Raw genomic sequence first — 26388 nt, 5'->3', positions numbered from 1 at the left:
AAGCAACATGAATTAAATTTACCTAATTTATTTCTCATAAAAACGGAAAAGCCAAAGCCATCTGTTTTAGTACTTTTCAAACTATTTGTGAAACTTTAGACTGTCAACCTGGAGATTTGTTGGTGAATGAATAGACATTTTAATTTTAAAAAGTTAAATTCGTTTTCACTATATATACATCATTAAAACGGATTTGTATAAGCAAGTTGTGTGTAATGTAAGAAAAGCCCAAACTAAAAAGAAAAAAGACGAAAACCATTTAGTTTTCGTCTTCAGGTTTAATAAACTGTGACTGATATTTTTCTAAAAATTTCTTCTGCCTTGCAATCATTTGTTGTCTTAACCTATCAATATCTATAAAGTCATTACCGAAATCACTTCCGAAAAAATCATCATTAAAAAAATATTTACTAAAAAGTGAATCTTGAGAAAAAACACCCTCAAACCCCTGATTAGCATATCCTGAATAATTCTCAAAGAATTTTGATTTAAAAGATTGCATCAAGCTATCACGATCTAACGATGATAGATTATCCAACTTATTATCGGATGACCAAGAATAAATACTGTCATATCTAATCAAATTCCCGCTATTATCAAATTCTCTCTCAACCTTCCAAGAACCTTTGGGCTGTTCAACTAATTTTCCATCACTCTCATTTGCATCGGCTTTTTTGTGTTCATTTTTTTGACCGTTGCAACTAACGCTTAACAGGCCAACCATAAATAATAAAACATGCTTTTTCATCACTTTAGGTTTTAAGTTAAACTTAATTTTGGTCTTGGCAAAAATGTTCTGAACAAGCCACCCGTTTCTATGGTTTTAATCAATTTATTTTGGTGGAACACTTCACTTATTCGCTCCCCATTTTTATACCAAACACATTCCAAATAGCTGTCATTATCAACTAAACCAATTAGTAAATCATTTTTTGGAACATATTTGAGAACTTGCATTTTTGGGGTGGTAAGTTTTCCTTTGACTTTTACCCAATCCCCAGATTTGAACTTTCTTGGCATAACATAAAAATTTTAAAGAATTAAACTTATTATTAAGAGGATGCTGAAAAAATCAGCATCCATCTCAATATTTTACCCTAAAATTTAGTGAAACAACTACAAAATCTTAATGCTTCTAGCAGGCTTTTGTTTAGCCTCTTCTTTTTTTGGTAAAAGAATACTCAAAATACCATTTTCATAGTTCGCATTAATCTTTTCATCATTTATACTTTCTGGTAAATTAAAGGATCTTTTGAACGAGGAGTAACCAAACTCTCTACGAGTATAATTTTCTTCCTTGTGTTCAGTTTCTTCCTTCGTTTCTGTAGAAATTGATAATACTTGATTATCGAGGTCAATATGGAAATCTGATTTCTTTAAACCTGGAACCGCCATTTCCACCATAAAGGCATCGGCAGTTTCCTTGATGTTTATTTTCGGTAAAGACATTCCCGTATTAAAATTTGAAGTAAATACGGAAGGTAAATCCCTATTGAAAATGTCATCTAACCAATCGGAAACATTTAAATAATTTCCATTTGAATTTCTGTTTGATAAAGTTCCGTTTTTAGGAACAGTTGCTAAATTGCTCATAATTACAAAATTTTAAATTAAACATTATTTCAAATTTGAAATCTCTCTCGATTTCATCCATAAATAAACAAATAAAATACCAAAATCGAGTAAAGGACTTTTGTTAGGAATTTTAACTAATATTCTATGAAATTTTGTCATAATTCTGAATAATTGTCATATTTACTCACAATAAAATGACATATTTACATTTGGACTTTTATTAAAAAATGGAAATTAGGTGTAAAACAGGAAACCATACACGGATAGATTAATTATACATCGATTAGCAACCAAAACACATAAAAAAATTTACGCTTTATCAACTTTGGAAGCAATTTGTAAAGCGTTGGTTTGCCAATCTGGAGATTTGTTGGTAAATGAGTAAATATATATATTGCTTAAAACAAATTAAAAATACCATGACAAAAAAACTTAGCCTACTCATTATTATCCTTTTCACAACGCTCGTTAAAGCACAAGACATTGTATTTACTAATTATACTAAAGATTATATTCCTAGTGAAATTGTAATGAACAATGGTACTATTTTGAATGGTTATATTAAAGATTTCACTTTACCTAAATCTTTTGAATTTAGAACACCTGCTTACGATTTTAGTTCCATAGAATCAAAATTAAACCTAGACAAACAAACCTTTAAGTTTAAAAGAAATCTCGATGAAGATTTTGAAAAACTGGGTTTAGAAAACATTCATTCCATTGTTATAATGGACTCAGATACCGTTACCTACGAAAAATTAAAATTAAAAACCATAAACACCAAAAATGAAGTCGTTGATTTAGACAAGAAAGTTATGATGCCTCTAATAAGAGAAGCTGAAATAAATTTATATGGATTGAGAGCCTACAACTGCCTTAATGATAACAATTGTGAAATGATGTACGTGATAGTTTATATTAAAAATATAAATCAAGAATTCGCTTATATCCCAATAGATTTCAATAGAATTAATATATTTAATTTAGGTAAAATCGATGATAAATTTATCAAATCGTTTAAAGAAGCAGGAAGTGATTGTCCAGCCTTTTTAACATATTTAGATGAACAGGAAAAATCATTCGGAAATAAAGACAAGAGAAAAGCTAATAAAGAAAAGTATAAAAATTTTAAAAAGAAGAAAAAAGAGAAACTGAAACTAATAAAAGGTTCCAAAAACAAACAGAAGGAGGAAGATAAATTAGATACAGAATTTTTCCTTGAGATGTATATAGAAATTATTGATGAATACAGTTTACGCTGTAACGATTAAGGCCATTTACAAATCAATCTTCATGTCGTTAATTAACTTTATTATTTTAACGACATGAGAAAACTTTTGAACAATCATAAATTCTTCTATACTCCGACTTCGCTTAGTGGCACATTTTAAACAACAGCAACCTCTCCATAAAGGTCAAAATCTGCTGCTTCAGTAATTTTTACAGTTGCAAACTCACCCGTTTTTAAATAAGTTTTAGTAGCATCAATTAACACTTCGTTATCCACATCTGGGGAATCGTATTCTGTACGTCCAATAAAATACTCGCCTTCTTTTCTATCGATAACCACTTTAAAGGTTTGTCCGATTTTTGCTTGGTTTAACTCCCAAGAAATTTGTGACTGGATTTCCATAATCTGATTGGCACGATCTTGTTTTACGTCCTCTGGCACATCATCTTCTAAATTATAAGCATGGGTATTTTCTTCGTGACTATAGGTAAAACAGCCTAAACGCTCAAAACGCATGTCTGAAACCCATTGCTTTAACTCTTGAAAATTTTCTTCTGTTTCTCCTGGATACCCAACAATTAGCGTTGTTCTAATCGTCATTTCTGGGACAGCTTGTCTGAATTCCTTAAGTAACTTCGTCGTTTTTTCTTTGGTGGTTCCACGACGCATACTTTTAAGAATATCATCAGAAATATGTTGCAACGGAATATCTAAGTAATTACATACTTTTGGTTCTCGATTCATGACCTCTAAGACATCCATTGGGAATCCTGTAGGGAAAGCATAGTGCAAACGAATCCATTCCACACCTTCCACTTTTACTAAAGCTTCAAGTAATTCGGCCAGATTTCGTTTTTTGTATAAATCCAATCCGTAATAGGTTAAATCCTGGGCAATAAGAATTAACTCTTTTACTCCGTTAGCGGCTAGTTTTTCAGCTTCAATAACAATGTCCTCAATAGGTGTCGATCTGTGCTTTCCTCGCATAATAGGAATGGCACAGAAACTACAGGGTCTGTCGCAACCTTCAGCAATTTTTAAATAGGCATAGTTTTTTGGCGTGGTTGTTAAACGTTCTCCTATTAATTCGTGTTTATAATCTGCACCCAAAGCTTTCAATAAGCCTGGTAATTCAGTCGTACCAAAATACTGGTCCACATTTGGAATCTCTTTTTGTAAATCTGGTTTGTAACGTTCGCTTAAACAACCAGTCACAAAGACTTTATCCACTTCGCCATCTTCCTTTTTCTGCATAAAATTGAGAATGGTATTGATGCTTTCTTCCTTGGCATTATTAATAAAACCACAGGTATTTATTACCACAATATTGCCTTCCTCTTCATGTACAACCTCTTTTCCACTGGCTTTAAGTTGTCCCATTAGCACTTCGCTATCGTACACATTTTTACTACAGCCAAGTGTTACCACATTGATTTTGTTCTTTTTAAGCGATTTTGTTCTCATATGCGTTTCCTGATGAAACAGGAATCTCTTTTATTAATAATACTATTTTTTCAGACTGCAAAGATACAATCTAATTAACTAAAAAAAGCCTCAAGAATAACTTGAAGCTTTCTTTATTCACAACTTTGATTAATTAATTGTTTTTTTGATAGACACTTCGATGCTTCGGCTTCGCTCAGCACAGGCTTAGCTCAGTGTGACAAACTATTATCTTATTTGAAGAAAGAATCTACAAACTCATATTTGTTGAATACCTGAAGATCTTCAATACCTTCGCCTACTCCAATATATTTTACTGGAATTTGAAATTGATCTGAAATACCAATTACCACACCACCTTTGGCTGTTCCGTCTAATTTGGTTACTGCAAGCGATGTGACTTCGGTTGCCGCTGTAAATTGTTTGGCTTGCTCGAAAGCATTTTGCCCTGTAGAACCATCCAAAACTAATAGTACATCGTGAGGCGCATTTGGAATTACTTTTTGCATGACACGTTTTACTTTGGTTAACTCGTTCATTAAGTTCACCTTGTTATGTAAACGTCCAGCTGTATCAATAATAATCACATCAGCCTGTTGTGTAACACCAGATTGTACTGCATCGAATGCTACAGAAGCTGGATCGCTTCCCATAGCTTGTTTAATCATTGGCACCTCTACGCGATCTGCCCAAACCTGAAGTTGATCGATAGCAGCTGCTCTAAAAGTATCTGCTGCACCTAATACGACATTTAAACCTTGTTTTTTAAACTGATAAGCTAGCTTTCCAATAGTTGTAGTTTTTCCAACCCCGTTAACTCCAACAACCATTAAAACATAAGGTGTTTTATTTCCCTGAGAATCTGCAGGCAACTTTGGAATGGTGTATTCGGTATCCTCACCAGAATTTGTTTCGCTTAATAAGCCTGCAATTTCCTCACGAAGGATTTTATTAAGTTCGTCTGTACCAAGATATTTATCTTCTTGCACACGAGCTTCAATGCGTTTGATAATTTTTAGTGTAGTATCTACGCCTACATCGCTAGTTACAAGGATTTCTTCGAGATTATCTAAAACTTCATCATCCACTTTAGATTTCCCAGCAACTGCTTTACTTAGCTTATTAAAGAAATTAGTTTTAGATTTTTCTAAACCTTTATCCAGTGTTTCTTTTTTTTCAGAAGAAAATATTTTTTTAAAAAAACTCATTTTATGTCAATTCAATGATATTATTTTTAGCTAAAATCTTGTCTTATTAGATTTGCTACACATTTGTTAATTTACTGATGTAAATATAAAACAAAAGCTGCTTTCTAAATAGAAAGCAGCTTAAAATATTGTATAACAAGTTTGAGTTAGTTTTTAGATAACCACTCGTTTACTTGTTCTGGTGCCATAATTGATTCAACAAACATGTAAGCTCCTGTTTTAGGAGATTTTACCATTTTAATAGCTTTTGTTAATCTTTTAGATCCTGTTTGTAACGATGCAACTGATTTCTTTGCCATGTCTTATGCTTTTTAAAACTTTACTTATAGTTAGTTTTATTATTATTTAATCTCTTTATGAACAGTCATTTTCTTCAAGATAGGATTGAATTTTTTAATTTCCATTCTATCAGGCGTGTTCTTTTTATTCTTAGTAGTAATATATCTAGAAGTTCCTGGTTGTCCAGACTCTTTATGCTCTGTGCACTCTAAAATTACTTGTATTCTGTTACCTTTCTTTGCCATTGTAAAATATATTAATTTTTAATTCCCTCTAAGGAGGAAATCTGAACCTTATAGGTTATTATTTATAAAACCCTTTAGATCTAGCTTCTTTTAGTGCTGCTGCAATACCAATTCTATTGATAGTCTTTAAAGCTGCAGTTGAAACTTTTAAAGTTACCCACTTATCTTCTTCTGGAAGATAAAAACGTTTTTTAATAAGATTTGCATCAAATTTACGTTTTGTTTTGTTCATTGCGTGAGATACGTTGTTTCCAACCATCGCTTTCTTTCCAGTAAGTTCACAAACTCTTGACATTTCTTCTAACTTTAAATATTGTTAATTGTTTCTGTTTCTTAAAAAACTATATAGATGTTTTTAAACAGGCTGCAAATTTAGTAAAACTTTATAATATCAACAAACTAAAATTGTTACTTTTTTAAAATTTCTTTTTGAAGCATCTCAAAAGCCTTGTTTACAGCTTTTCTAATGACTTTAGTTCTGTGATTTCCTAAGTTAAACTCTTCAGAGAAAACGGTGTCTTTTGTAGCAATAGCAATAAAAACCGTTCCCACTTCAGCATTAGAATCTCCTTTATCAGGTCCTGCATTTCCAGTGGTTGCTATGGCATAATCTGTTTGAAACATTTCTAAAACATTCTTGGCCATGACTTCTGCTACTTGCGAGCTTACCACAGAATACTTATTAATAAGTGCTTCCGGAACCTTTAAAACATCAATTTTCGATTGGGTAGCATAACTTACTACACTCCCTTTAAAGTAATGTGATGCCCCTGGAATTTTAGTGAGAGATTCTGCAATTTTTCCTCCTGTACAACTTTCGGCAGTGGCCAGAGTTTTTCCTAAATGAGTTAGTTGTTTTCCTAAAATGGCTTCAATAGAATCATCCGCTTCAAACCCCACAAAGATGCCATCTAATTGAGGCAGCAGTTTATCGATTTGATTTTGCATTTCAGTTTCAACCAAATTTTTATCTATATTCTTAGCCGATAAACGCAAACGCACTCTTCCTAATCCTGGTAAATAAGCCAATTTTATAAAATCTGGAAGCTTGTCTTCCCAAGCTTCAATTCTTTCGGCTAAAGAACTTTCACCTAAACCATAAGTTAAAATGGTGGTATGCTTTATATATGGAAACCGATAAGCTTCTCTTAATTTAGGAATTACGAAATTTTCCATCAAGGCTTTCATTTCAAAAGGCACTCCGGGAAGAGAAATAAATATTTTACCATTCTGTTCCAACCACATGCCTGGAGCACTCCCATTAACATTCATTAAAACCTGAGCTTTTGAAGGCACTAAAGCTTGATCAATATTTACTTGAGCTAAAGGTTGCTTGATGTGATGTTCCCAAAGATATTGGATGTTTTTTAACACAGCATCGCTTTGCACTAAAGTATCGTTAAAGTATTCTGCAATGGTTTTTTTGGTAATATCGTCTTTTGTTGGTCCTAATCCACCTGTGATGATGATGATTTCAGCATTGCTCTCAGCTTCTTTTAAAGCTTTTAAAATATGTGCTTTATCATCTTGAATAGACTCAATTTGGTACACTGAAACACCAATACTATTTAAAGCCTTACTTATAAACGCTGAATTGGTATCTATTATCTGACCAATGAGAATTTCGTCTCCTATGGTAATTATTTCTGCTTGCATTACAGATTAAAGTCTGCTTTTAATTCTTGAGAGGCATTATCTACAGCTGTTAAAACAAGGTTTAATTTATCTGAAACATCTAAGCCTGTTTTTTCAAATTTTCCCCAATCCTGAACCTCTATTAAATCTTGAAGCACTCCAAGTTCGAATAAATCTACAGTTGGTTTCATTTTATGCGCTGCCTGATAGGCATTGTAATAGTCTTTTTCTGAAACTGCCTTTTTTAAACGTTCGGCATCTTCTGGCACTTCTTCTAAAAAGGCTTCTGCCAAAGCTTTTACAAAATCTTCATCGCCATCGGCAAGTTCGCGTACGCGATATAATTTATAATGTTGTTCCATTTTATTTTACTGTTATTGAAAACATTTGTTTGTTTTCTATAAATCCCCCCAATTTATCTTCAGCAATTACTCTTCCAACTCCAGCAGGAGTTCCCGTAAAGATAATATCTCCAATCTTTAAAGTGAAATATTTTGAGACATATTCTATCAACTCATCAATTTTCCAGAGCATGTGACTGGTATTTCCTGTTTGAACGACGTTTCCATTTTTCTCTAACGTAAAAGATACATTATTTATATCACTAATTTCTTCTTTTAACATCCAATTTCCTATGACTGCAGAACCGTCAAAAGCTTTAGCCTTTTCCCAAGGCAAACCTTTTTCTTTTAGTTTGGCTTGCAAATCCCGAGCCGTAAAATCAATTCCTAAACTAATTTCGTTATAATATTTGTGTGCAAATTTTTTATCAATATACTTTCCAACTTTGGCGATTTTTACCAAAACTTCTACTTCATGATGCACATCGTTTGAAAAATCAGGAATAAAAAAAGGTTGCTTTTTTAATAAAATAGCTGTATCTGGTTTTAAAAACACGACAGGATCTGCTGGTTTTTCGTTTTCCAATTCCTTAATATGGTCTGTATAATTTCTTCCGATGCAAATAATCTTCATTGATGTACCTTGTGTTTAGACGTTTGTTGTTAAATTATAATTGCAAAGTATTAATCCAGTTTGTTATTAAAAGACCTTAACTTAATAGATGTCAAAACTTTTTTAGTATATAAAGGGAAGTCGGCATTTAATAACCATCCAAAATATCCAGGCTCTGTTTCTAAGACATCTACTACCCGTTTGCCTTTATGCTTTCCGAAAGAGAAGCATTCTTCTCCTTCTTTATTATAGACAAGGAAACCCGCAAAATCAGCAAACTTTTTACGAGAGCTAAACTCCGCTAAAAACTTGGTGTTGTTTTCTAAATCATCATATTTTGCTACTTGTGCTTTTAGAACTTCGTAAGTAGCAAACGTATCGGCTTCGGCACTATGTGCATCTTCCAAATTTTTATCGCAATAAAACTTATAGGCAGCCACTAGCGTTCTTTGTTCCATTTTATGAAAAATGGTTTGTACATCAACAGATAATCTATTTTTCATATCAAAATCGATATCGGCACGTAGCATTTCTTCAGCTAATAATGGAATATCAAATCTATTGGAATTGAAACCACCCAAATCTGAATCTTTAATCAGGTTATTTATTTCTTTAGCCAACTCTTTAAAGGTTGGTTTATCTGCCACATCCGCATCCGAAATTCCATGGATTTTAGTCACCTCAACTGGAATTGGAATGGTAGGGTTTACCAAACGTGTATAACGTTCTTCTTTTCCATCTGGATAAATTTTTATGATGGCAATTTCCACTATTCTATCGTTTGAAATATTAACGCCTGTGGTTTCTAAATCGAAAAAGCAGATGGGTTTTGTAAGATTAAGTTGCATAAAAATTAATTTTGGACAAAGGTAGTTAGAAATACTAAAACTATAAACCTATTCTTAGAATTTGAATTGTTGTTAGAATATCCGAAATTTACACAACAAAAATCGAAAAACTTTATGAAATACAAGCCTTCTGACTCTATCGAATTTTCCTGTGGAACAAAAATGAAAAACCGGTTTATGCTGGCACCTTTAACCAATCAGCAAAGTCATGAAAACGGACAGTTATCTGATAATGAATACAACTGGCTCACTATGCGTGCAACAGGTGGTTTTGGTTTGGTTATGACTTGTGCATCTCATGTTCAAGAAATTGGCAAAGGCTTTCCTGGACAGCTAGGTATCTTTTCAGATAACTTAATAGATGGACATAAAAAATTAACTTCTAAAGTAAAGTCTTATGGTAGTCTGGCGGTAATACAGTTGCATCATGCTGGAATGCGTTCGCCTTTTGAGGTTATTAAACAAAAAGCCGTTTGTCCATCTGATAACGAAAAGCATCATGCCAGGGCTTTAACATTAGAAGAAGTGAAACAACTTAAAGAGGATTTTATTCAAGCCGCTATTCGCGCTCAAAAATGTGGATATGATGGTGTTGAAGTTCATGGTGCCCATGGTTATATTTTAACTCAGTTTTTAAGTAGCGATATCAATAAACGTACCGATGAATATGGTGGTTCTTTGAAAAACCGATCACGTTTACTTTTTGAAATTATTGAAGGCATTAGAAAGGCTTGTGGTAAAACATTCTTACTTGGTGTACGCTTGTCTCCAGAACGCTTTGGGATGAAACTCTCGGAAATAAAAATAGTTAGTCAACAACTGATTGATGAAAATTATATTGACTTCTTAGACCTATCGCTTTGGGATTGTTTTAAACCGGCTGAAGATTATTTGGATAGTAAAAAAACATTATTAGAACAGGTAACCGATTTAGATTTTAAAAACGTAAAACTTACTGTTGCCGGAAATATAAGAACCGGAGAAGACGTACATAAAGTATTAGACGCTGGAGTTGACTTTGTAACTATTGGACGCTCTGGAATTTTACATCACGATTTTCCGAAACGTGTAATTGATAACCCAAACTTTATACCAATTGAAAATCCAGTGTCGGTTAGCTATTTAAAAAATGAAGGTTTAAGCGAAATTTTTATTGATTATATGAGACGCTGGGAAGGCTTTGTGGCTAACACATAAAGTATAATACACATAGCAATAAGAGTCTTTCTTTATCAAAACAAAAAAGCACAATCTTAAGATTGTGCTTTTCGTTTTTATATAAGATTCTTCGATAACACTTCGACAAGCTCAGTGTGACAACTCGGAATAATTGTTTTAAATCTCTCTATTAGAATCCCAAGCCTCTAAATAATCTTTCACGGCTTTTACAAATTGTCCACCTAAAGCACCGTTTACAACACGATGATCGTAAGAATGCGATAAGAACATTTTATAACGGATACCTATAAAATCGCCTTCAGGAGTTTCTACAACTGCAGGAACTTTTCTAATAGCTCCAAGCGCAAGAATACCTACTTGTGGTTGATTGATTATTGGGGTTCCCATAATACTACCAAAAGTTCCCACGTTGGTAACTGTATAAGTACCTCCTTGAATATCGTCTGGTTTTAATTGGTTTAATCTGGCTCTGTTAGCTAAATCGTTAACCTTTTTGGTCATTCCAACTAAATTAAGTTGGTCGGCATCTTTAATAACAGGAACGATTAAGTTTCCATCTCCTAAAGCTGCAGCCATTCCTAAATTGATATGTTTTTTCTTAACAATGGTATCTCCTTGCAGCGAAATATTCATCATTGGGAAGTCGCGTAAAGCTTTTGCAATGGCTTCCATAAAGATTGGCGTAAAGGTTAAGTTTTCTCCTTCACGTTTTGCAAAGCCATCTTTAACTTTCTTTCTCCAGTTCCATATTTTTGTTACATCGGCTTCAATAAAGCTTTGTACGTGAGCAGACGTTTGAACAGACTCAACCATGTGATGCGCAATAATTTTGCCCATTCTGGTCATTTCTATTATCTCGTCGTCTCCACTAGCTATAATAGGAGCTGCTGCAGATTTAGCAGGAGCTTCTTTTGGAGTTTCGGCTGTTTTTGCAGGTTGTGGTGCAGAACTTCTAGACTCTAAATGTGCTAGAATATCGTGCTTTGTTACTCGACCATCTTTGCCTGTTCCAGAAAGCGCATCTAATTCTGCTTGTGTAATCCCTTCTTTCTTAGCAATATTTTTAACTAAAGGCGAATAGAATCTATCTTCTGAAGAACTTACTGAAGTCGCAACTTCTTTTGCTGTCTCAACCGTTTGTGCTACTTGAGCAACAGCTTCTTGTTTTGCTGGTTCAGCTTTTGGAGCTGCAACAGTATCAGCTGCCCCTTGACCTTCAGTTTCAATTACTGCAATAACTTGTCCTACTTGAACTACATCGTCTACGTCGAATAATTTTTCAACTAAAACACCTGTCACTTCACTTGGTACCTCGCTATCTACTTTATCAGTTGCAATTTCCAGAACCGCTTCGTCTGCTTCTATAGTATCACCTACTTCTTTTAACCAAGAAGTAATGGTTGCTTCTGCAACACTTTCACCCATTTTAGGGAGTTTTAATTCAAATTTTGCCATATCTGTAATGGAAAAGTGGTTTTTTAAATAATGACTGCAAAATTAATGAAAATTCATTGAATCTATTGCAGTTTCTTTAATTAATTATTTTTTATATGAATGACTTCTCCACGACTTTTAGACGTATTGCTTCCTAATATAACTTGAGATGTTTTTAATAAGAATTTAAAAGTACTTGGATGTTTTGTATTGTTTTTAGCTACAATATCTATGGTTTTCTTAAAATCTAAAAAATCTGTATCCAAGATATACTCATAATATGGCAGATAATTGGCTATAGTAGCTTGAGTGGTTATTTTTTTATTAAGAGTTGCCTGTAATTGCTGATGGTTTTCATTTGAAATAAAAACGTATTCATTAATCTTATTTGAAGATTCTTTCCCTTTAGGATAAAAAATTGAAATAATCTTAATCCCAATCCAAAGTATGATGTTAAATAGCCAATTGGGTTTAAAGTGTTTTAAAAAGAATAATTGCATGGCGCCATTAAAACGCTTCGCATAGGTTTTATCTTTTAAAGTACTTTCCCCTTTAAAGTGAATAACCGTAGTTTCTGAATTATAATAATTTTGATACCCAGCTTTTAAAACTTTATAAGACAAATCGATGTCTTCTCCATACATAAAATAGTCTTCATCTAAACCGCCCACTTCGTTATAAACACTCTTTTTTATAATCATAAAAGCCCCAACAAGCATAGACACTTTTCCCGTTTGATCTGATTTTAAATGATGAGCATAATATGGTTTTGAATACCCAAATAATTTCTGTATTGAAACCATTGGTGTTGGAATGTTGCGTTTGCTTTCTGGCAGAAACCCACCTTTTCCATCTATCAGTTTACATCCTAAAATACCTAAATTTGGAGTGGCATCTGCAAATTTCAAGAGGATTTCAAAAGTATCTTCGGCAACCACCGTGTCTGGATTTAAAATACAAAGATATTCTCCTTGAGCCTGTTTTATACCAATATTGTTTCCTGTTGAAAACCCATCGTTAGACTTATTTTCAATAAGCTTTATATTAGGAAATAATTGCTTTACCATTTGACAACTGTCGTCTGAAGAGTTATTATCAATAACAATAATTTCAGCATCCATATTAGAGATGGCAGCTTCAGCACTTCTTAGACAAAGTTCTAAAAAATAGCGTACATTATAGTTTAAGATAATAACAGATAACTTCAAAAGTATGTAATTAAGATTTTAATGACGCCTCAAAAGGAATACGGTTAATAATGCTTCGTCCAAGGGTTATTTCGTCTGTATATTCTAATTCGTTTCCAACCGAGATCCCTCGAGCAATAGTTGAAGTGGTAACCTTATAATCTTGAATTTGTTTATAAATATAGAAATTAGTAGTATCTCCTTCCATGGTAGAACCCAAAGCAAAAATAAGCTCCTTAACAAGACCTTGCTTTACTTTCCCTACTAAAGGTTGGATGTTTAAATCGTTTGGACCAATTCCATCCATAGGGGAAATTTTCCCTCCTAAAACGTGATATAACCCTTTAAAAGAACTCGTATTTTCTATAGCCATAACATCGCGAATATCCTCTACCACACAAATAATTTCGTTGCTTCTATGTGGATTGGCGCAAATTTCACAAATCTCATTGTCGCTAATATTATTACAACTTTTACAGAATTTTATATCTGTTCTCATGGATTCTAATGCTTTTGCTAACTGAAGAGTCTGATCCTCAGGCTGTCTTAGTAAATGCAGTACCAAACGCAAAGCTGTGCGCTTCCCTATTCCAGGTAATTGCGACATCTCATTGACTGCTTTTTCTAAAAGTTTCGACGAAAATTCCATAGCTGCGAATTTACTACTAAACCTCAAATTACACTAATTTTACCTAATTCTTTTTACAACAAAAAGCTTCTTAAATAAAAATTTGGAATTTGCGTCATAATACGTGTAATTTGAACCCTTGAAACAGACATTCTTATGAATCCAACTCAAATAATCCTACTTATTACAAGCTATTTTGGCGTTTTAATTTTAATTTCCTACTTCACAGGAAAGAAATCTGGAAACGATGCTTTTTTTAAAGGAAACAAACAATCCCCTTGGTACTTAGTAGCTTTTGGAATGATTGGCGCCTCGCTTTCTGGAGTTACTTTTATTTCGGTTCCAGGTTGGATTGAAGCTTCCCAATTTAGCTATATGCAGGTTGTTTTAGGATATATTGTTGGGTATTTGGTGATTGGAACAGTTCTACTCCCTTTATATTATAGACTTAATTTAACATCCATTTACACATACTTAGAGGAACGTTTTGGCGATTATTCCTATAAAACTGGTGCCTCATTTTTCTTGATTTCTAGAGTCATTGGAGCTAGTTTTAGGTTGTTTTTGGTTGCCAACGTCTTACAGGTTATCTTGTTTGATGAGATTGGGATTGCTTTTTGGCAAACAGTTATTATTACTGTGTTGCTTATTTGGCTATACACCTTTAAATCTGGAATAAAAACCATTGTTTGGACAGACACTTTACAAACATTGTTTATGCTAATTGCTGTTGGAGTCACCATCTATTTTGTAAGTGATGAACTAGGTTTAACAGGTGGCAATATTTTAGGATTTGTATTAGATAGCGATTTATCGAAAACCTTCTTTTTCGACGATTTCAAATCAAGTAATTACTTTTGGAAACAATTTATTTCTGGGGCTTTTATTGCGATTGTCATGACTGGTCTGGATCAAGATATGATGCAAAAAAACCTGACTTGTAAAACTTTGAAAGATGCACAAAAAAACATGTTTTGGTTTACCATTGTTTTAACGGTAGTTAACTTTATATTTTTATGTTTAGGCTTATTATTAACAGTGTATGCAGAACAAAACGGAATTGATGCTCATAAAGACGATTTATTCCCGTTACTTGCCAAAAATTACTTAGGAACAGGTGTCTTTATATTCTTCCTTTTAGGGTTAATTGCTGCAGCATATAGCAGTGCCGATAGTGCTTTAACCGCTTTAACAACCTCCTTTAGTATAGATATTTTAGGTATTGAAAAGACATTAGACGAAAAAGCACAAGTTGCTAAAAGAAAACAAATTCATGTCCTTTTTTCAGTTATTTTAATTCTTGTTATTATTTCGTTTAAATATGTAATAAAAGACGAAAGTGTAATTGCCAAACTCTTTGTTTTTGCTGGATATACTTACGGGCCTTTATTAGGCTTATATGCTTTTGGACTATTTACAAAATGGCAAATAAAGGATAAGCTAGTTCCTATAATAGCCATTCTTTCACCAATATTATCCTATATAATAAGTGTGATTAGTGCAGCACAACTTAATTTTGAATTTGGATTCTTTATCTTAATCTTAAATGGATTATTGACTTTCATAGGATTACTAATGATTAAGAGAAAAGCTTAAGTACTACGCTGTGTATTACTATAGAATAAAAGACGTTTATAGAGCTATTCTTTTTACCTCTTATAATTAATACTGATTTGTAGACAGTAAGACTAAGGTACAAGCTACTTCAAAATCGATATCATTCATTTTTAGAATATTATAGAGTTCTGAGTTTTCTGTTCCTGGATTAAAAATAACACGTTTCGGATTTAAAGACAGGATATAATCGTAATAAGTCACTTGATTTTTGGGGTTTAAATAAAGTGTTACTGTGTTTATATCTTTATAAGGCATTAAATCTGTGTCGATGGTTACACCATTAATTGTTCCTTTTCTTAAGCCCAAAGCAACAACTTCATGCCCAGATTGTTTTAGTCGGTTGACTGCAATATTCGAATATCTATCAGCTTTTAAAGAAGCTCCAAGCACTAATGTTTTCTTATACATATATAAATTTGTGTTAATACTTATTAAAAAAAGTAACAATAGTCAAAAATAGACGTCTATTAGTTAAGTACAAAATTAGAATTCTTAAAATGAACTTATAATATATTTAATAGCCTACATAATAGTTGATGGTTAGTGTTAAGTTTGGCTATTAAATTAAGAAAACCCAAAGCCAAAAGCTTTGGGTTTTTGATTTTGAATTGTTAAATGATAGTTAAATAAAGGTTTCAATGAAATAAAATCATCTTTTCTACGTCTATAGTATTAAGTGATAAGTTTAAGTAAATTAACTGTAAAAACTTTTTATGGTTAGTGTTAGTTAAAATTGGTTAGTAGAGAAAAACCCGAAACAGACTTGTTTCGGGTTTTTTGTTTTGTATTAAAATATCTTGTGCAATCAATATAAATACTGATTTTGTATTCAAAAACCCTACTTACAAAGGAGTTTACCATTTAATAATTACGGAGCCCCATGTAAAACCACTACCAAAAGCAGCAAGCACCACAGTATCTCCTTCTTTAATTTTTCCTTCCTCCCAAGCTTCAGTTAAAGCAATAGGAATAGACGCTGCAGTTGTATTTCCATATTTCTGAATGTTATTAAACACTTGATTGTCTGACAATCTAAATTTTTTCTGAATAAATTGTGCAATTCGTAAATTGGCTTGATGCGGAATTAGCATATCAATATCATCCACCTTCAACTTATTTTTTTCTAACCCTTCATTAATTACTTCACTAAAACGAACCACCGCATTTTTAAATACAAATTGTCCATTCATATAAGGAAAGAAACTTTCGTCATCTGGATTATTTTCAGCAATAATATCGGTTACCCAACGGGTTCCCATTCCTGGTGCTTTAACTACCAATTCTTCAGCATATTCACCTTGAGAATGTAAATGCGTAGATAGAATCCCCTTAGAATTATTTTCTTCTCTCGTTAAAACAGCTGCCCCTGCTCCATCTCCAAATATAACGGAAACTCCTCTACCTCTATCTGTTTTGTCTAAACCATGAGAATGCAATTCACTACCAATAACAAGTACTGTTTTATACATCCCTGTTTTTATAAAATTATCTGCAACAGATAAGGCATAAACAAAACCAGAACATTGGTTACGAACATCAAGAGCTCCAACTGTTTTTATGTCTAGTTCTTTTTGAATAAACACACCTGGCCCTGGAAAATAATAATCTGGACTTAGAGTTGCAAAAACTATAAAATCTATTTCGTTTTTATCAATCCCAGCACGTTCAATAGCAACTTTAGCTGCTTTTAGACCCATAACAGATGTAGTGTCTTCAGATCCTGGTTTTACCCAACGTCTTTCTTTAATTCCAGTACGCTCTTGAATCCATGCATCATTAGTATCCATCATTTTTGACAAATCGTCGTTGGTTACCACATTATCGGGAACATATTTTCCTAAACCAATAATTTTTGAATTATACATAAATATGTGTTTTTAGTCGTTTAATCAGACTCGCAATTTAAACATTAAAAATAGCATTCTTATAATTTTTAATTCTTAAAATATGAATTTCACAAAAGTGTATAATTTTTAACAAGGCTTTAGTAATTTCATATTTAAGTTTTAGTAGTTTTAAGATTCAAAACATAAACCACATGAAAACATCTTTACTTAGTCTGTTTTTGTTTGTTACTTTTTTAAGTTTCGGACAAGAAAACCTGACGTATCAAAAACCTCATCAAAATATTTTGGAATTAGCCGAAGCGCCTTTGGCTCCTAGCATTCAAATAGATAGACAAGGAAATAACATTGTCTTTCTTTATAGAAGTAATTACAAAAGCATTGAAGAACTTTCTGAAACAGAAATGCGTTTGGGAGGCTTGCGTATCAATCCTGTAACAAATATTGGTAGCAGAACCAGATATTATATCGATTTAAAAGTTAAAAAAGGAACAGATGCTCAAGAGATAAATGTTAGAGGCTTGCCAGAAAATGGTCGTTTTGCCAATTTTTCCTGGTCGCCAAACCAAGCCTATATGGCTTTTACAAATACGGTAACGTCTGGTGTTGAACTTTGGGTTTTAGACATTAATAATGCCCTAGCTACTAAAATTAGTCAGCCAAATTTAAATGCCAACACGGGAAGACCATTTACTTGGTTTAAAGACAGTAAATCTCTTTTGGTAAGAACACTTCCCACTAACAGAAAAGCCTTAATAGATGCCAAAGAAGCTATCCCTACCGGACCAACAATCTCTATAAGTGAAGCTGGTGTAGAGGCACAAAACAGAACCTATCAAGATTTACTTAAAAATAAAAACGACGAGTATAATTTTGAAGTCTTAACACAAGCTGAGCTTTATAAAATCAATATTGATGGAAGTTCCAAGCTTTGGAAAAAAAGCGACATGTATCGGAACACTTCATTCTCACCTGATGGAAACTATGTGATGGTTACCACCATAAAAAGACCTTTTTCTTATTTGGTTCCTTATTACAGATTCCCTTCAACAACCACTATTTATAAAGCCAATGGCGATTTTGTAAGCACCTTTTTAGAAGTTCCCTTAATTGAGGATTTACCAAAAGGTTTTATGGCTGAAAGAACTGGAAAAAGAGATGTAACTTGGAGAAACGATAAGCCTGCAACCCTTGTTTGGACAGAAGCTTTAGATGGAGGAGATCCTGAAAAAGAAGTCCCTTTTAGAGACGAAGTCTTTCAACAAACAGCTCCATTTACTGGAAAAGCGACTTCCCTTTTAAAAACCAAAGACCGCTTTAGATATATTCAATGGGGAAATGACGAAACGGCCATTGCTCACGATTATTGGTGGAATACTAGAAATACAAGAACCTATTTATTCAATCCTTCAGATAACAAACAAAAACCTAAAGTTGTTTTCGATAGAAATTACCAAGATGTCTATAGCAATCCCGGGAATTTTGTCTCTACCAAAAACGATTATGATGAGACTGTTTTAGACTTAGATAAAAACAAGGCCTATTTAGTTGGAGATGGTTATAGCGAGGCTGGAAAGTTTCCTTTTATAGACGAAATAAACCTAGAGACTCTAAAAACTACCAGATTGTACCATTCAACATTAACCGACCAAGTGGAAGATATTTCCATGGCTTTAAATGCGAAACAAGGCGAATTTATTGTAAGAATTGAATCTAAAAATGAATATCCAAACTATTACATAAGAAACATAAAAAAGCGTATTGGATTACAACCCTTAACGCAATTTGACAATCCGTTTAAAAGCATTCAAGATGTTAAAAAAGAAGTCATTAAATACAACCGTGCTGATGGCTTAGAGTTAACAGGAACACTTTATTTACCTACTGATTATAAGGTAGGAGAAAAATATCCGATGATTATGTGGGCCTATCCGCAAGAATTTAAAGACAAGAGCAGTGCCGGACAAAACACCAAAAGTTCTAATGAGTTTACCTATCCTTATTATGGTTCTCCAATTTACTGGGTAACCAGGGGCTATGTGGTTTTAGATGATGCCTCTTTTCCAATTGTTGGTGAAGGAGACGAAGAACCAAACGACACCTTTATCGCGCAATTAGTATCTAATGCAAAAGCAGCCATAGATGCCGTAGATGCATTAGGTTATATCGACAGAAACAAAGTAGCTGTTGGAGGACATAGTTATGGTGCTTTTATGACAGCCAATTTATTATCTCATTCCAACTTATTTGCAGCTGGAATAGCCAGAAGTGGCGCTTATAATAGAACTTTAACGCCTTTTGGTTTCCAAAGTGAAGAGCGTAATTATTGGGAAGCACCAGAGATTTATTATAATATGTCTCCTTTTATGCATGCAGATACTATGAAGACTCCAATGCTTTTAATTCATGGAGAAGCAGATAATAATTCTGGAACCTATCCGTTGCAAAGTGAGCGCTATTTTAATGCTTTAAAAGGTTTAGGAGCTCCAGTTAGATTAGTGATGCTTCCAAAGGAAAGTCATGGTTACGCTGCCAAAGAGTCTATTCTACACATGCTTTGGGAACAAGATGAATGGCTTGAAAACAATGTAAAAAACAGACCAGAAACTGAATCTGAATCTGAATCTGAAACTAATTAACAACTTATAATTAATAAGAATAAAAAACCACCTATTTGGTGGTTTTTTTTATATCATCCTATTAGCTAATTTTTGTCATTTCGAATGTCGTAAGAAATCTAATATTCATCAAATAAGATTCCTTCTTTCGAAGGAATGACAATTTTAAATTTTAAAAATTCATCGCTTCATTCTGAATTCAAAGATTCGACGATATCAATGAAACATTTTATTTTACTATCCTTTTTTTACTTCTATTTTACTCATGGCATGTTCAGAAATTGCTGTAATAGATAAAGATGGGTTTACACCTGGATTTGCAGAAATCATCGAGCCATCGCAGACCAACATATTTTTATAACCAAACACCTTATTATGTTTATCAATCACTCCTTTTGAATCATCTTCAGCCATAACGGCTCCACCCAAAATATGAGCTGTTGTGGGTGTTCCTAACAAAGCATCTGTAAAGTTTGCATACGGAATCCCATTCACCTTTTTTCCTACTTTTTCCCCTAACTCCATGGCTTCAGGAATAAATGCATTTGGCTTTGGCCCAGATTCTTTAACCGTTTTCATTTTGGTAAACTTGCCTAATTTTATCTGTAACGTACTATCCAAAGTTTGCATAAACAAAAGAATGGTTGTTCTCTGAGCATATTTTTTTGAAAAGATAGTTTTAAAAAAACGTGTTGGCTGTTTAAAAAACAGACCTATAATTCCAAATAATCTAAAAATCACAAATTTATTATGAATTGTTGGCATGGTTAAAGCTTTAGAAAAACTCGAACCTTCACCATACCTGACTGGCTCCAAATGACTGTTTTTATCTGTATGTAAAATAGAACCTATGGCAATCCCTTTGGAGTAATCTTTCGGGTTCTTATCTGTGGAAGTTATTAATAACAAGGATTCATTATTGGTACGGATGTTTTTTCCAACAGCAGCAGACAAGTTAGGCAAAGTAGTTTCTTTTAACTTCAATAATAAAGGGACCGTTCCCATTACGCCTCCAGAAAAAATAACACCTTTGGTTGTAATACTTGTTTTATTCTTTTCACCAATACTGGATTTATAATCTATTTTATAACCTTCTGAACCATCTTTACTTTTTAAAACAGAGACATTAAAAACTTCTTTTTCTGCAATAATTTCAGCACCTAATTGTTGTGCTAAATACAAATAGTTCTTGTCCAAGGTATTTTTAGCATTATATCTACACCCCGTCATACAAGCACCACAAAATACGCAGCCTGTTCTATCCGGACCTTTTCCATTAAAATAAGGATCTGCCACTTTCTTACCAGCTTCTCCAAAATATACGGCCACTTTAGTTGCTTCAAAATGAGCTTCTTTTCCAATATCTTTAGCTAAATCTTTTATCAGTAAATCAGATTCATATAATTTCGGATTTGTGGCTGCTCCCAGCATTTTATATGCCGTATTGTAAAAAGGCTTTAATTCGTTTTCCCAATCATTTAGATTAGCCCAACTTCCAGTGTTAAAAAAATCCTTTTTAGGAACTGGCAAAGTATTGGCATAAATCAAAGAGCCTCCTCCAACACCAACACCAGAGAGTACCGTAACGTGATTTAAAAAAGTCATTTTAAAAAACCCGTGTAGATGTGCTTTTGGCTCCCAAAGCCATTTTTTCAGGTTCCAATTTGTTTTCGGAAAATCTTTGTCTTGAAACCATTTTCCCTTTTCAATAACTAGGACTTTATAACCTTTTTCAGAAAGTCTTAAAGCAGATACAGACCCTCCAAAACCACTTCCTATAATAACATAATCGTAATCTAATTTCACATTGGAATATTTTAAAAACTAAATATACAATAATACCTCTACCTCTTTTAGATGTGAGAATAAGAAATCGAAAAATTAACAATCTAAAATTGCCAATCGTTAATCATCGTGTCAGTTTGTCACTTTTTAACACTTGGCATTTTTGTTGACTTAGTAAAATCATTAGAAATAAACATATTATTAATAAGATTCCTTTCTTGGAAGGAATGATAAATAAATTAAATTATGACAAAAGGAAATATTAATGTTTCGGTAGAAAATATCTTCCCATTAATTAAAAAATTCCTGTATAGCGATCACGAAATCTTTTTACGTGAGTTAATTAGTAACGCTACAGATGCCACTTTAAAGCTGAAACATTTAACAAGTATTGGCGAAGCTTCGGTTGAATATGGTAATCCGAAAATTGAAATTAAAATCGATAAAGAAGGTAAAAAACTTCATATAATCGATCAAGGTTTAGGAATGACAGCTGATGAAGTTGAAAAATACATCAACCAGATTGCATTTTCTGGCGCAGAAGAATTTCTAGATAAATATAAAGATTCTGGAAAAGACTCTGGAATTATCGGTCATTTTGGTCTTGGTTTTTACTCAGCTTTTATGGTTGCAGAAAAAGTAGAAATTATAACCAAATCTTTTAAAGATGAACCGGCAGCGCATTGGACATGTGACGGAAGTCCTGAGTTTACTTTAGAAGCTCATGATAAAACGGATAGAGGAACAGAAATCATTCTTCATATAGCTGAAGATTCTACAGAGTTTTTAGAAGAGGCTAGAATTAACGAATTGCTTATTAAGTATAACAAATTTATGCCTATTCCAATTAAATTTGGAACTAAAGAAGTAAACGATCCAGATTTTACACCTAAAACAACTAAAGACAAAGACGGCAAGGAAACTACAGAGCCGCATAAACAAATTACTGTAGATAATATCATTAACAATCCAAATCCTGCTTGGACCAAACAACCAGCAGATTTAGAAGACAAAGATTATAAAAATTTCTACAGAGAATTGTATCCAATGCAATTTGAAGAGCCTTTATTTCACATTCATTTAAATGTTGATTATCCGTTTAATTTAACAGGAATCTTGTATTTTCCAAAAATGACAAACGATTTAAATCTTCAGAAAGACAAAATTCAATTATACCAAAATCAGGTATATGTTACAGATAACGTAGAAGGAATTGTTCCAGAATTTTTAACCATGTTACGTGGTGTTATTGATTCGCCAGACATTCCACTAAACGTATCTCGTTCTTATTTACAAGCTGATGGTGCTGTTAAAAAGATTTCATCTTATATCACGAGAAAAGTTGCAGACAAATTAAAATCTTTATTTAATGAAAATAGAGAAGATTTTGAAGCAAAATGGAATGATATAAAAATAGTGATTGAGTATGGTATGCTTTCAGAAGATAAATTCTTTGAAAAAGCAGATGCTTTTGCTTTATATCCGACAGTTGATGGAACCTATTATACCTATGAGGAGCTTTTCAATAAAGTAAAAGCCAATCAAACAGATAAAGATGGAAAATTAGTACTTCTTTATGCTTCAAATGAAGATTCTCAACACAGTTATATAGAAGCTGCTAAGGCTAAAGGTTACGAAGTTTTATTATTAGATTCTCCAATTATTAGTCATTTAATGCAGAAATTAGAGTCTACTAAAGAGAATATTACGTTTGCCAGAGTAGATGCAGATCACGTAGATAATTTAATTAAGAAAGAAGACACTAAGATTTCTAAATTAACAGACGAGCAAAAAACAGAGCTAGAAACACTTTTAAAAGAAGTAATTCCTGCTGAAAAGTTCTCTGTACAATTAGAAACTATGGATAGTTCTTCTACTCCGTTTATGATTACCCAACCGGAGTTTATGCGTAGAATGAAAGAAATGCAACAAACTGGCGGTGGGGGAATGTTTGGAATGGGTAACATGCCAGACATGTACAACTTGGTTGTAAACACAAATTCTGATTTAGTAAGTGACATTTTAGCTACTAAAACTAAAAAGAAACAAGAACGTTTAATTACGCAAAGTTTAGATTTAGCCAGATTGTCTCAAGGATTGCTTAAAGGGAAAGAATTAAGCGAGTTTATTAAACGCAGTTACGAGATGATAAAATAATCATTGAAGCTAAATGATTAAGTAATCTCAATATAGATAAATACAAAACCACCTTGCAAAACAAGGTGGTTTTTTTTTAATAAAGTTAATTGATTATTGGTTTTTTTAATCGCCACTCAATTCCTTATTATACTCCCAAATTTCATCAAAAGTATCTTTAAACAGACTGTCTCTTGTGTCCATTAAGTTTTGAATCGTGTTTTTTCCGTTTATTTTTTCATAAGCTTCAATAAAACTCGGTCCTTCTACATCAAACTCTGTCCAGTTTTTACTAAAATTAACTGAAGCTACGTGTCGTCCAAGGTCTCCTTGTATAAACTCATTATAATATAATCCCCAAGGGTTATCTCCTGGTAGAGACTTTATGGTTTCACTTACTTTCTTGAAAAAGTCATTCATTAGATATTGATGATCATTATCAATTTCCATAACTCTCACAAACAAGATAGGATACTTAACACTTTCTCCTGCAAGCATACTTGTATTCGATAAATCTTCATCTTGAGTCCAATATTCTACAGTCTCTATTTTTTTTACATAAGGCATAACATTGTCTCTCCAATCGATGTCGTGAGCTCCTTTTGGCCTAGAATCGTTGTGCTTAAACATCATTGGTCCCATTTGCCAAATCATACTTCCGGAATTAGGTCCAGTTGTAATATTGTAAACTGTGGATTTGTAAGGACCTTCCTTATGGTAGGTCTCATTGTGCTTTCTCATATTTTCACCAAACACTTTAAGATTGGTATAATCTGGAGTTAGCATAACATTCTCCCACATGGTATAATCTTTTTTGTCTTGTGCGTTTGTTTGAAATGAAACTCCTAAGACCATGACTAACATCATTAATGATGTGATACATTTTTTTAACATAATAATTAAATTTAATTGATTAATAGCTGTATTTGCAACGATTGCAAATGATTATTGAAATAAGTGATAATGATATAATAAATGGTTTTCAACAAACCCATTTAAGATAAGGATCAGACTTTGGAGATGTTTAAAGGTATGTTATTGAAGAGTAGTATATCAAGTGCTAAGGGACGAAACAGCTATATCATTGTCCGAGAGCAAGGATTTATTTATCAAAGCAACTAAATTAATATTCAAGCGTAAAAATCATATATTTTATCAGGATTATCGAATAAAACGAAAATGTCTCTTTCACAAATTAATTCCTTTAAAATTCAACTATCTTTGTTGGAAATATATCAGCATGTCATTTAAAGACTTACAACTTATCAATCCTCTTTTAAAAGCTATTGAAGAGCAAGGCTATAAAACGCCTACTCAAGTTCAGCAGAAAACCATTCCTTTTGTTTTAGCAAAAAAAGATGTTATTACCTCAGCACAAACTGGTACTGGAAAAACTGCTGCTTTTGCTTTGCCAATTTTGCAATTGCTTTCTAAAAACCAAGATGCAGTAAAAAGAGGGAAAACCATAAAAGCTTTAATAGTAAGTCCTACCAGAGAATTAGCCTTACAAATTGGAAATAACTTTAAAGCTTATGGAAGACACACCAATTTAAGAACCACAGTTATTTTTGGAGGAGCTCCTGTAGAACCACAAATAGATGTTTTAACTAAAGGTGTCGATATTTTAGTAGCAACTCCTGGGCGTTTAATTGATTTACAAAAACAAGAAGTTATTAATCTTGATCAGGTAGAAATATTGGTTTTAGACGAAGCAGATTTAATGCTAGACATGGGGTTTATAGACGATGTTAAACATATAGTTAGCTTATGTCCTGAAAAAAAACAAATTTTATTGTTTTCTGCAACCATGCCTTTTAAAGTGGAACAATTAGCTAATACTATATTAAAAAGTCCAGAACGCATAGAAGTTTCTGCAGCTTTATCTGGTTCAAATAACATAGGGCAAGTTTTATATTATGTACCAAAACGCAATAAAATTGAACTGTGTTTACATCTATTAAGAAACGAAATAAAAGGGAGTATTTTAATTTTTAGACGCACTAAATTTGGAGTTGATAAATTAGAAAAAACTTTAATAAAGAATGGTTATCAGGTGGAAACGCTTCATGGCGACAAATCTCAAACCGATAGACAAGCAGCTTTAAAAAAGTTTAAAAGCGGACAAGTTAATATTCTTATTGCTACAGATGTAGCTGCCCGAGGTATAGATATTAACGAATTAGATGCTGTAATTAATTTCGATTTACCAAATATTCCGGAAACCTATGTTCATAGAATTGGTAGAACAGGACGTGCCGGAAACTCTGGAATGTCTTACTCTTTCTGTGGAGCAGACGAAAAGACCTATGTACAAAGCATTCAACAATTACTACAAGTTCAAATTCCTATTGAAGAAAACCACCCATATCCTTTAGATCCTGCAGCAAAAGCAATTATTCATAAATCTAAACAAACAGGAAGCAAACATAAAAAAGGAAGGAAGAGTGCAGCTTCCAAAAAGAAGAAAAAACGCTGGTATTAATTTATACCAAACTATCAAATCATTTTATTTAGAACTATTTATTTCAATAAGGAATAAACC

General features: G+C 32.9%; 27 protein-coding genes. 8 read left to right on the top strand and 19 right to left on the bottom strand.

The window, feature by feature from the left end; all coding sequences use genetic code 11:
* Positions 1-29: 29 nt before the first annotated feature.
* Complete coding sequence (locus OS191_RS15570; protein ID WP_416236343.1) at positions 30-134, top strand: helix-turn-helix domain-containing protein; 105 nt, start codon at positions 30-32, stop codon at positions 132-134.
* A gap of 125 nt (positions 135-259) precedes the next feature.
* On the opposite strand, the gene OS191_RS00490 is transcribed toward OS191_RS15570, so the two are convergent.
* The 3 genes from OS191_RS00490 to OS191_RS00480 form a co-directional block, all read right to left on the bottom strand.
* The gene (locus OS191_RS00490) at positions 260-748 is read right to left on the bottom strand and encodes a hypothetical protein (RefSeq protein ID WP_267153746.1); all 489 of its coding nucleotides are present in this window, start codon (positions 746-748) and stop codon (positions 260-262) included.
* An 11-nt stretch (positions 749-759) separates the two neighbouring features.
* Positions 760-1020 carry a YodC family protein gene (locus OS191_RS00485; RefSeq protein WP_267153745.1) on the bottom strand — a complete coding sequence of 87 codons (261 nt, stop codon included), beginning with the start codon at positions 1018-1020 and terminating at the stop codon, positions 760-762.
* A 96-nt stretch (positions 1021-1116) separates the two neighbouring features.
* Positions 1117-1593: an Hsp20/alpha crystallin family protein gene (locus OS191_RS00480; protein ID WP_267153744.1), complete on the bottom strand. Its 477-nt coding sequence runs from the start codon at positions 1591-1593 to the stop codon at positions 1117-1119.
* A gap of 253 nt (positions 1594-1846) precedes the next feature.
* Here OS191_RS00480 and OS191_RS15565 point away from each other — a divergent pair, with 253 nt between their 5' ends.
* The gene (locus tag OS191_RS15565; RefSeq protein ID WP_416236342.1) at positions 1847-1960 is read left to right on the top strand and encodes a helix-turn-helix domain-containing protein; all 114 of its coding nucleotides are present in this window, start codon (positions 1847-1849) and stop codon (positions 1958-1960) included.
* A 34-nt stretch (positions 1961-1994) separates the two neighbouring features.
* Positions 1995-2846 (top strand): hypothetical protein, encoded by an 852-nt coding sequence (locus OS191_RS00475; RefSeq protein WP_267153743.1) that lies wholly within the window; start codon positions 1995-1997, stop codon positions 2844-2846.
* A gap of 116 nt (positions 2847-2962) precedes the next feature.
* Here the strand turns inward: OS191_RS00475 and rimO are convergent, their stop codons facing one another.
* From rimO to OS191_RS00430, 9 genes are all read right to left on the bottom strand, one after another.
* Positions 2963-4270 (bottom strand): 30S ribosomal protein S12 methylthiotransferase RimO, encoded by a 1308-nt coding sequence (gene rimO, locus OS191_RS00470; RefSeq protein ID WP_267153742.1) that lies wholly within the window; start codon positions 4268-4270, stop codon positions 2963-2965.
* Positions 4271-4482: 212 nt separating this feature from the next.
* Positions 4483-5457, bottom strand: coding sequence for a signal recognition particle-docking protein FtsY (gene ftsY, locus OS191_RS00465; RefSeq protein WP_267153741.1), 975 nt, complete (start codon positions 5455-5457; stop codon positions 4483-4485).
* A gap of 146 nt (positions 5458-5603) precedes the next feature.
* A complete protein-coding gene (locus tag OS191_RS00460; RefSeq protein WP_267153740.1) occupies positions 5604-5756 on the bottom strand; it encodes a DUF4295 domain-containing protein in 153 nt (50 codons plus the stop codon).
* A 42-nt stretch (positions 5757-5798) separates the two neighbouring features.
* Entirely contained in the window at positions 5799-5981 is a 183-nt protein-coding gene (gene rpmG / locus OS191_RS00455; protein WP_109307876.1) for a 50S ribosomal protein L33, read from the bottom strand.
* A 58-nt stretch (positions 5982-6039) separates the two neighbouring features.
* On the bottom strand, positions 6040-6276 hold the full coding sequence (gene rpmB / locus OS191_RS00450) for a 50S ribosomal protein L28 (RefSeq protein WP_267153739.1): 237 nt from the start codon (positions 6274-6276) through the stop codon (positions 6040-6042).
* Between the two features lie 113 nt (positions 6277-6389).
* Entirely contained in the window at positions 6390-7637 is a 1248-nt protein-coding gene (locus OS191_RS00445) for a competence/damage-inducible protein A (protein ID WP_267153738.1), read from the bottom strand.
* Positions 7637-7978, bottom strand: coding sequence for an Hpt domain-containing protein (locus OS191_RS00440; protein ID WP_267153737.1), 342 nt, complete (start codon positions 7976-7978; stop codon positions 7637-7639). The genes OS191_RS00445 and OS191_RS00440 overlap by 1 nt, the downstream gene beginning before the upstream one ends.
* 1 nt (position 7979) lies before the next feature.
* On the bottom strand, positions 7980-8591 hold the full coding sequence (locus OS191_RS00435) for a fumarylacetoacetate hydrolase family protein (protein WP_267153736.1): 612 nt from the start codon (positions 8589-8591) through the stop codon (positions 7980-7982).
* 50 nt (positions 8592-8641) lie between these two features.
* Positions 8642-9418, bottom strand: a complete 777-nt coding sequence (locus tag OS191_RS00430; protein ID WP_267153735.1) for a 3'-5' exonuclease — start codon at positions 9416-9418, stop codon at positions 8642-8644.
* 114 nt (positions 9419-9532) lie between these two features.
* Between OS191_RS00430 and OS191_RS00425 the strand changes: the two genes are divergently transcribed.
* Positions 9533-10615, top strand: a complete 1083-nt coding sequence (locus tag OS191_RS00425; protein WP_267153734.1) for an NADH:flavin oxidoreductase — start codon at positions 9533-9535, stop codon at positions 10613-10615.
* A 138-nt stretch (positions 10616-10753) separates the two neighbouring features.
* On the opposite strand, the gene OS191_RS00420 is transcribed toward OS191_RS00425, so the two are convergent.
* The 3 genes from OS191_RS00420 to recR form a co-directional block, all read right to left on the bottom strand.
* Positions 10754-12052, bottom strand: coding sequence for a dihydrolipoamide acetyltransferase family protein (locus OS191_RS00420; RefSeq protein WP_267153733.1), 1299 nt, complete (start codon positions 12050-12052; stop codon positions 10754-10756).
* A gap of 80 nt (positions 12053-12132) precedes the next feature.
* Positions 12133-13239, bottom strand: coding sequence for a glycosyltransferase family 2 protein (locus OS191_RS00415; protein ID WP_267153732.1), 1107 nt, complete (start codon positions 13237-13239; stop codon positions 12133-12135).
* Between the two features lie 10 nt (positions 13240-13249).
* Positions 13250-13867 carry a recombination mediator RecR gene (gene recR / locus OS191_RS00410; RefSeq protein ID WP_267153731.1) on the bottom strand — a complete coding sequence of 206 codons (618 nt, stop codon included), beginning with the start codon at positions 13865-13867 and terminating at the stop codon, positions 13250-13252.
* Between the two features lie 135 nt (positions 13868-14002).
* On the opposite strand from recR, the gene OS191_RS00405 reads away from it, so the two are divergent.
* The gene (locus tag OS191_RS00405; RefSeq protein WP_267153730.1) at positions 14003-15442 is read left to right on the top strand and encodes a sodium:solute symporter; all 1440 of its coding nucleotides are present in this window, start codon (positions 14003-14005) and stop codon (positions 15440-15442) included.
* 66 nt (positions 15443-15508) lie between these two features.
* Here the strand turns inward: OS191_RS00405 and OS191_RS00400 are convergent, their stop codons facing one another.
* Both OS191_RS00400 and OS191_RS00395 read right to left on the bottom strand, forming a co-directional pair.
* A complete protein-coding gene (locus OS191_RS00400; RefSeq protein ID WP_267153729.1) occupies positions 15509-15871 on the bottom strand; it encodes a CoA-binding protein in 363 nt (120 codons plus the stop codon).
* Positions 15872-16317: 446 nt separating this feature from the next.
* The gene (locus OS191_RS00395) at positions 16318-17328 is read right to left on the bottom strand and encodes a 3-oxoacyl-ACP synthase III family protein (RefSeq protein WP_267153728.1); all 1011 of its coding nucleotides are present in this window, start codon (positions 17326-17328) and stop codon (positions 16318-16320) included.
* A 173-nt stretch (positions 17329-17501) separates the two neighbouring features.
* Here OS191_RS00395 and OS191_RS00390 point away from each other — a divergent pair, with 173 nt between their 5' ends.
* A complete protein-coding gene (locus tag OS191_RS00390; RefSeq protein WP_267153727.1) occupies positions 17502-19946 on the top strand; it encodes an alpha/beta hydrolase family protein in 2445 nt (814 codons plus the stop codon).
* 216 nt (positions 19947-20162) lie between these two features.
* Here the strand turns inward: OS191_RS00390 and OS191_RS00385 are convergent, their stop codons facing one another.
* On the bottom strand, positions 20163-21731 hold the full coding sequence (locus OS191_RS00385) for a GMC oxidoreductase (RefSeq protein ID WP_267153726.1): 1569 nt from the start codon (positions 21729-21731) through the stop codon (positions 20163-20165).
* 225 nt (positions 21732-21956) lie between these two features.
* On the opposite strand from OS191_RS00385, the gene htpG reads away from it, so the two are divergent.
* A complete protein-coding gene (htpG, locus tag OS191_RS00380; protein WP_267153725.1) occupies positions 21957-23867 on the top strand; it encodes a molecular chaperone HtpG in 1911 nt (636 codons plus the stop codon).
* A gap of 105 nt (positions 23868-23972) precedes the next feature.
* On the opposite strand, the gene OS191_RS00375 is transcribed toward htpG, so the two are convergent.
* Positions 23973-24740, bottom strand: a complete 768-nt coding sequence (locus OS191_RS00375) for a hypothetical protein (protein ID WP_267153724.1) — start codon at positions 24738-24740, stop codon at positions 23973-23975.
* 346 nt (positions 24741-25086) lie between these two features.
* Between OS191_RS00375 and OS191_RS00370 the strand changes: the two genes are divergently transcribed.
* A complete protein-coding gene (locus tag OS191_RS00370) occupies positions 25087-26328 on the top strand; it encodes a DEAD/DEAH box helicase (protein ID WP_267153723.1) in 1242 nt (413 codons plus the stop codon).
* Positions 26329-26388: the final 60 nt, after the last annotated feature.

Origin of the sequence: Xanthomarina sp. F2636L (genome assembly GCF_026410195.1) — a bacterium.
In the GTDB taxonomy this organism is placed as follows: domain Bacteria; phylum Bacteroidota; class Bacteroidia; order Flavobacteriales; family Flavobacteriaceae; genus Xanthomarina.
Note: the sequence above shows the minus strand (reverse complement) of the source record. Positions and strands in the feature narration are given on the sequence as shown.

What these genes read in the sequence shown, in the direction of transcription:
- OS191_RS00490 (WP_267153746.1), bottom strand. Translation starts at nt 748, where the DNA reads ATGAAAAAGCATGTTTTATTATTTATGGTTGGCCTGTTAAGCGTTAGT.
- OS191_RS00485 (WP_267153745.1), bottom strand. Translation starts at nt 1,020, where the DNA reads ATGCCAAGAAAGTTCAAATCTGGGGATTGGGTAAAAGTCAAAGGAAAA.
- OS191_RS00480 (WP_267153744.1), bottom strand. Translation starts at nt 1,593, where the DNA reads ATGAGCAATTTAGCAACTGTTCCTAAAAACGGAACTTTATCAAACAGA.
- OS191_RS00475 (WP_267153743.1), top strand. Translation starts at nt 1,995, where the DNA reads ATGACAAAAAAACTTAGCCTACTCATTATTATCCTTTTCACAACGCTC.
- rimO (WP_267153742.1), bottom strand. Translation starts at nt 4,270, where the DNA reads ATGAGAACAAAATCGCTTAAAAAGAACAAAATCAATGTGGTAACACTT.
- ftsY (WP_267153741.1), bottom strand. Translation starts at nt 5,457, where the DNA reads ATGAGTTTTTTTAAAAAAATATTTTCTTCTGAAAAAAAAGAAACACTG.
- OS191_RS00460 (WP_267153740.1), bottom strand. Translation starts at nt 5,756, where the DNA reads ATGGCAAAGAAATCAGTTGCATCGTTACAAACAGGATCTAAAAGATTA.
- rpmG (WP_109307876.1), bottom strand. Translation starts at nt 5,981, where the DNA reads ATGGCAAAGAAAGGTAACAGAATACAAGTAATTTTAGAGTGCACAGAG.
- rpmB (WP_267153739.1), bottom strand. Translation starts at nt 6,276, where the DNA reads ATGTCAAGAGTTTGTGAACTTACTGGAAAGAAAGCGATGGTTGGAAAC.
- OS191_RS00445 (WP_267153738.1), bottom strand. Translation starts at nt 7,637, where the DNA reads ATGCAAGCAGAAATAATTACCATAGGAGACGAAATTCTCATTGGTCAG.
- OS191_RS00440 (WP_267153737.1), bottom strand. Translation starts at nt 7,978, where the DNA reads ATGGAACAACATTATAAATTATATCGCGTACGCGAACTTGCCGATGGC.
- OS191_RS00435 (WP_267153736.1), bottom strand. Translation starts at nt 8,591, where the DNA reads ATGAAGATTATTTGCATCGGAAGAAATTATACAGACCATATTAAGGAA.
- OS191_RS00430 (WP_267153735.1), bottom strand. Translation starts at nt 9,418, where the DNA reads ATGCAACTTAATCTTACAAAACCCATCTGCTTTTTCGATTTAGAAACC.
- OS191_RS00425 (WP_267153734.1), top strand. Translation starts at nt 9,533, where the DNA reads ATGAAATACAAGCCTTCTGACTCTATCGAATTTTCCTGTGGAACAAAA.
- OS191_RS00420 (WP_267153733.1), bottom strand. Translation starts at nt 12,052, where the DNA reads ATGGCAAAATTTGAATTAAAACTCCCTAAAATGGGTGAAAGTGTTGCA.
- recR (WP_267153731.1), bottom strand. Translation starts at nt 13,867, where the DNA reads ATGGAATTTTCGTCGAAACTTTTAGAAAAAGCAGTCAATGAGATGTCG.
- OS191_RS00405 (WP_267153730.1), top strand. Translation starts at nt 14,003, where the DNA reads ATGAATCCAACTCAAATAATCCTACTTATTACAAGCTATTTTGGCGTT.
- OS191_RS00400 (WP_267153729.1), bottom strand. Translation starts at nt 15,871, where the DNA reads ATGTATAAGAAAACATTAGTGCTTGGAGCTTCTTTAAAAGCTGATAGA.
- OS191_RS00395 (WP_267153728.1), bottom strand. Translation starts at nt 17,328, where the DNA reads ATGTATAATTCAAAAATTATTGGTTTAGGAAAATATGTTCCCGATAAT.
- OS191_RS00390 (WP_267153727.1), top strand. Translation starts at nt 17,502, where the DNA reads ATGAAAACATCTTTACTTAGTCTGTTTTTGTTTGTTACTTTTTTAAGT.
- htpG (WP_267153725.1), top strand. Translation starts at nt 21,957, where the DNA reads ATGACAAAAGGAAATATTAATGTTTCGGTAGAAAATATCTTCCCATTA.
- OS191_RS00375 (WP_267153724.1), bottom strand. Translation starts at nt 24,740, where the DNA reads ATGTTAAAAAAATGTATCACATCATTAATGATGTTAGTCATGGTCTTA.
- OS191_RS00370 (WP_267153723.1), top strand. Translation starts at nt 25,087, where the DNA reads ATGTCATTTAAAGACTTACAACTTATCAATCCTCTTTTAAAAGCTATT.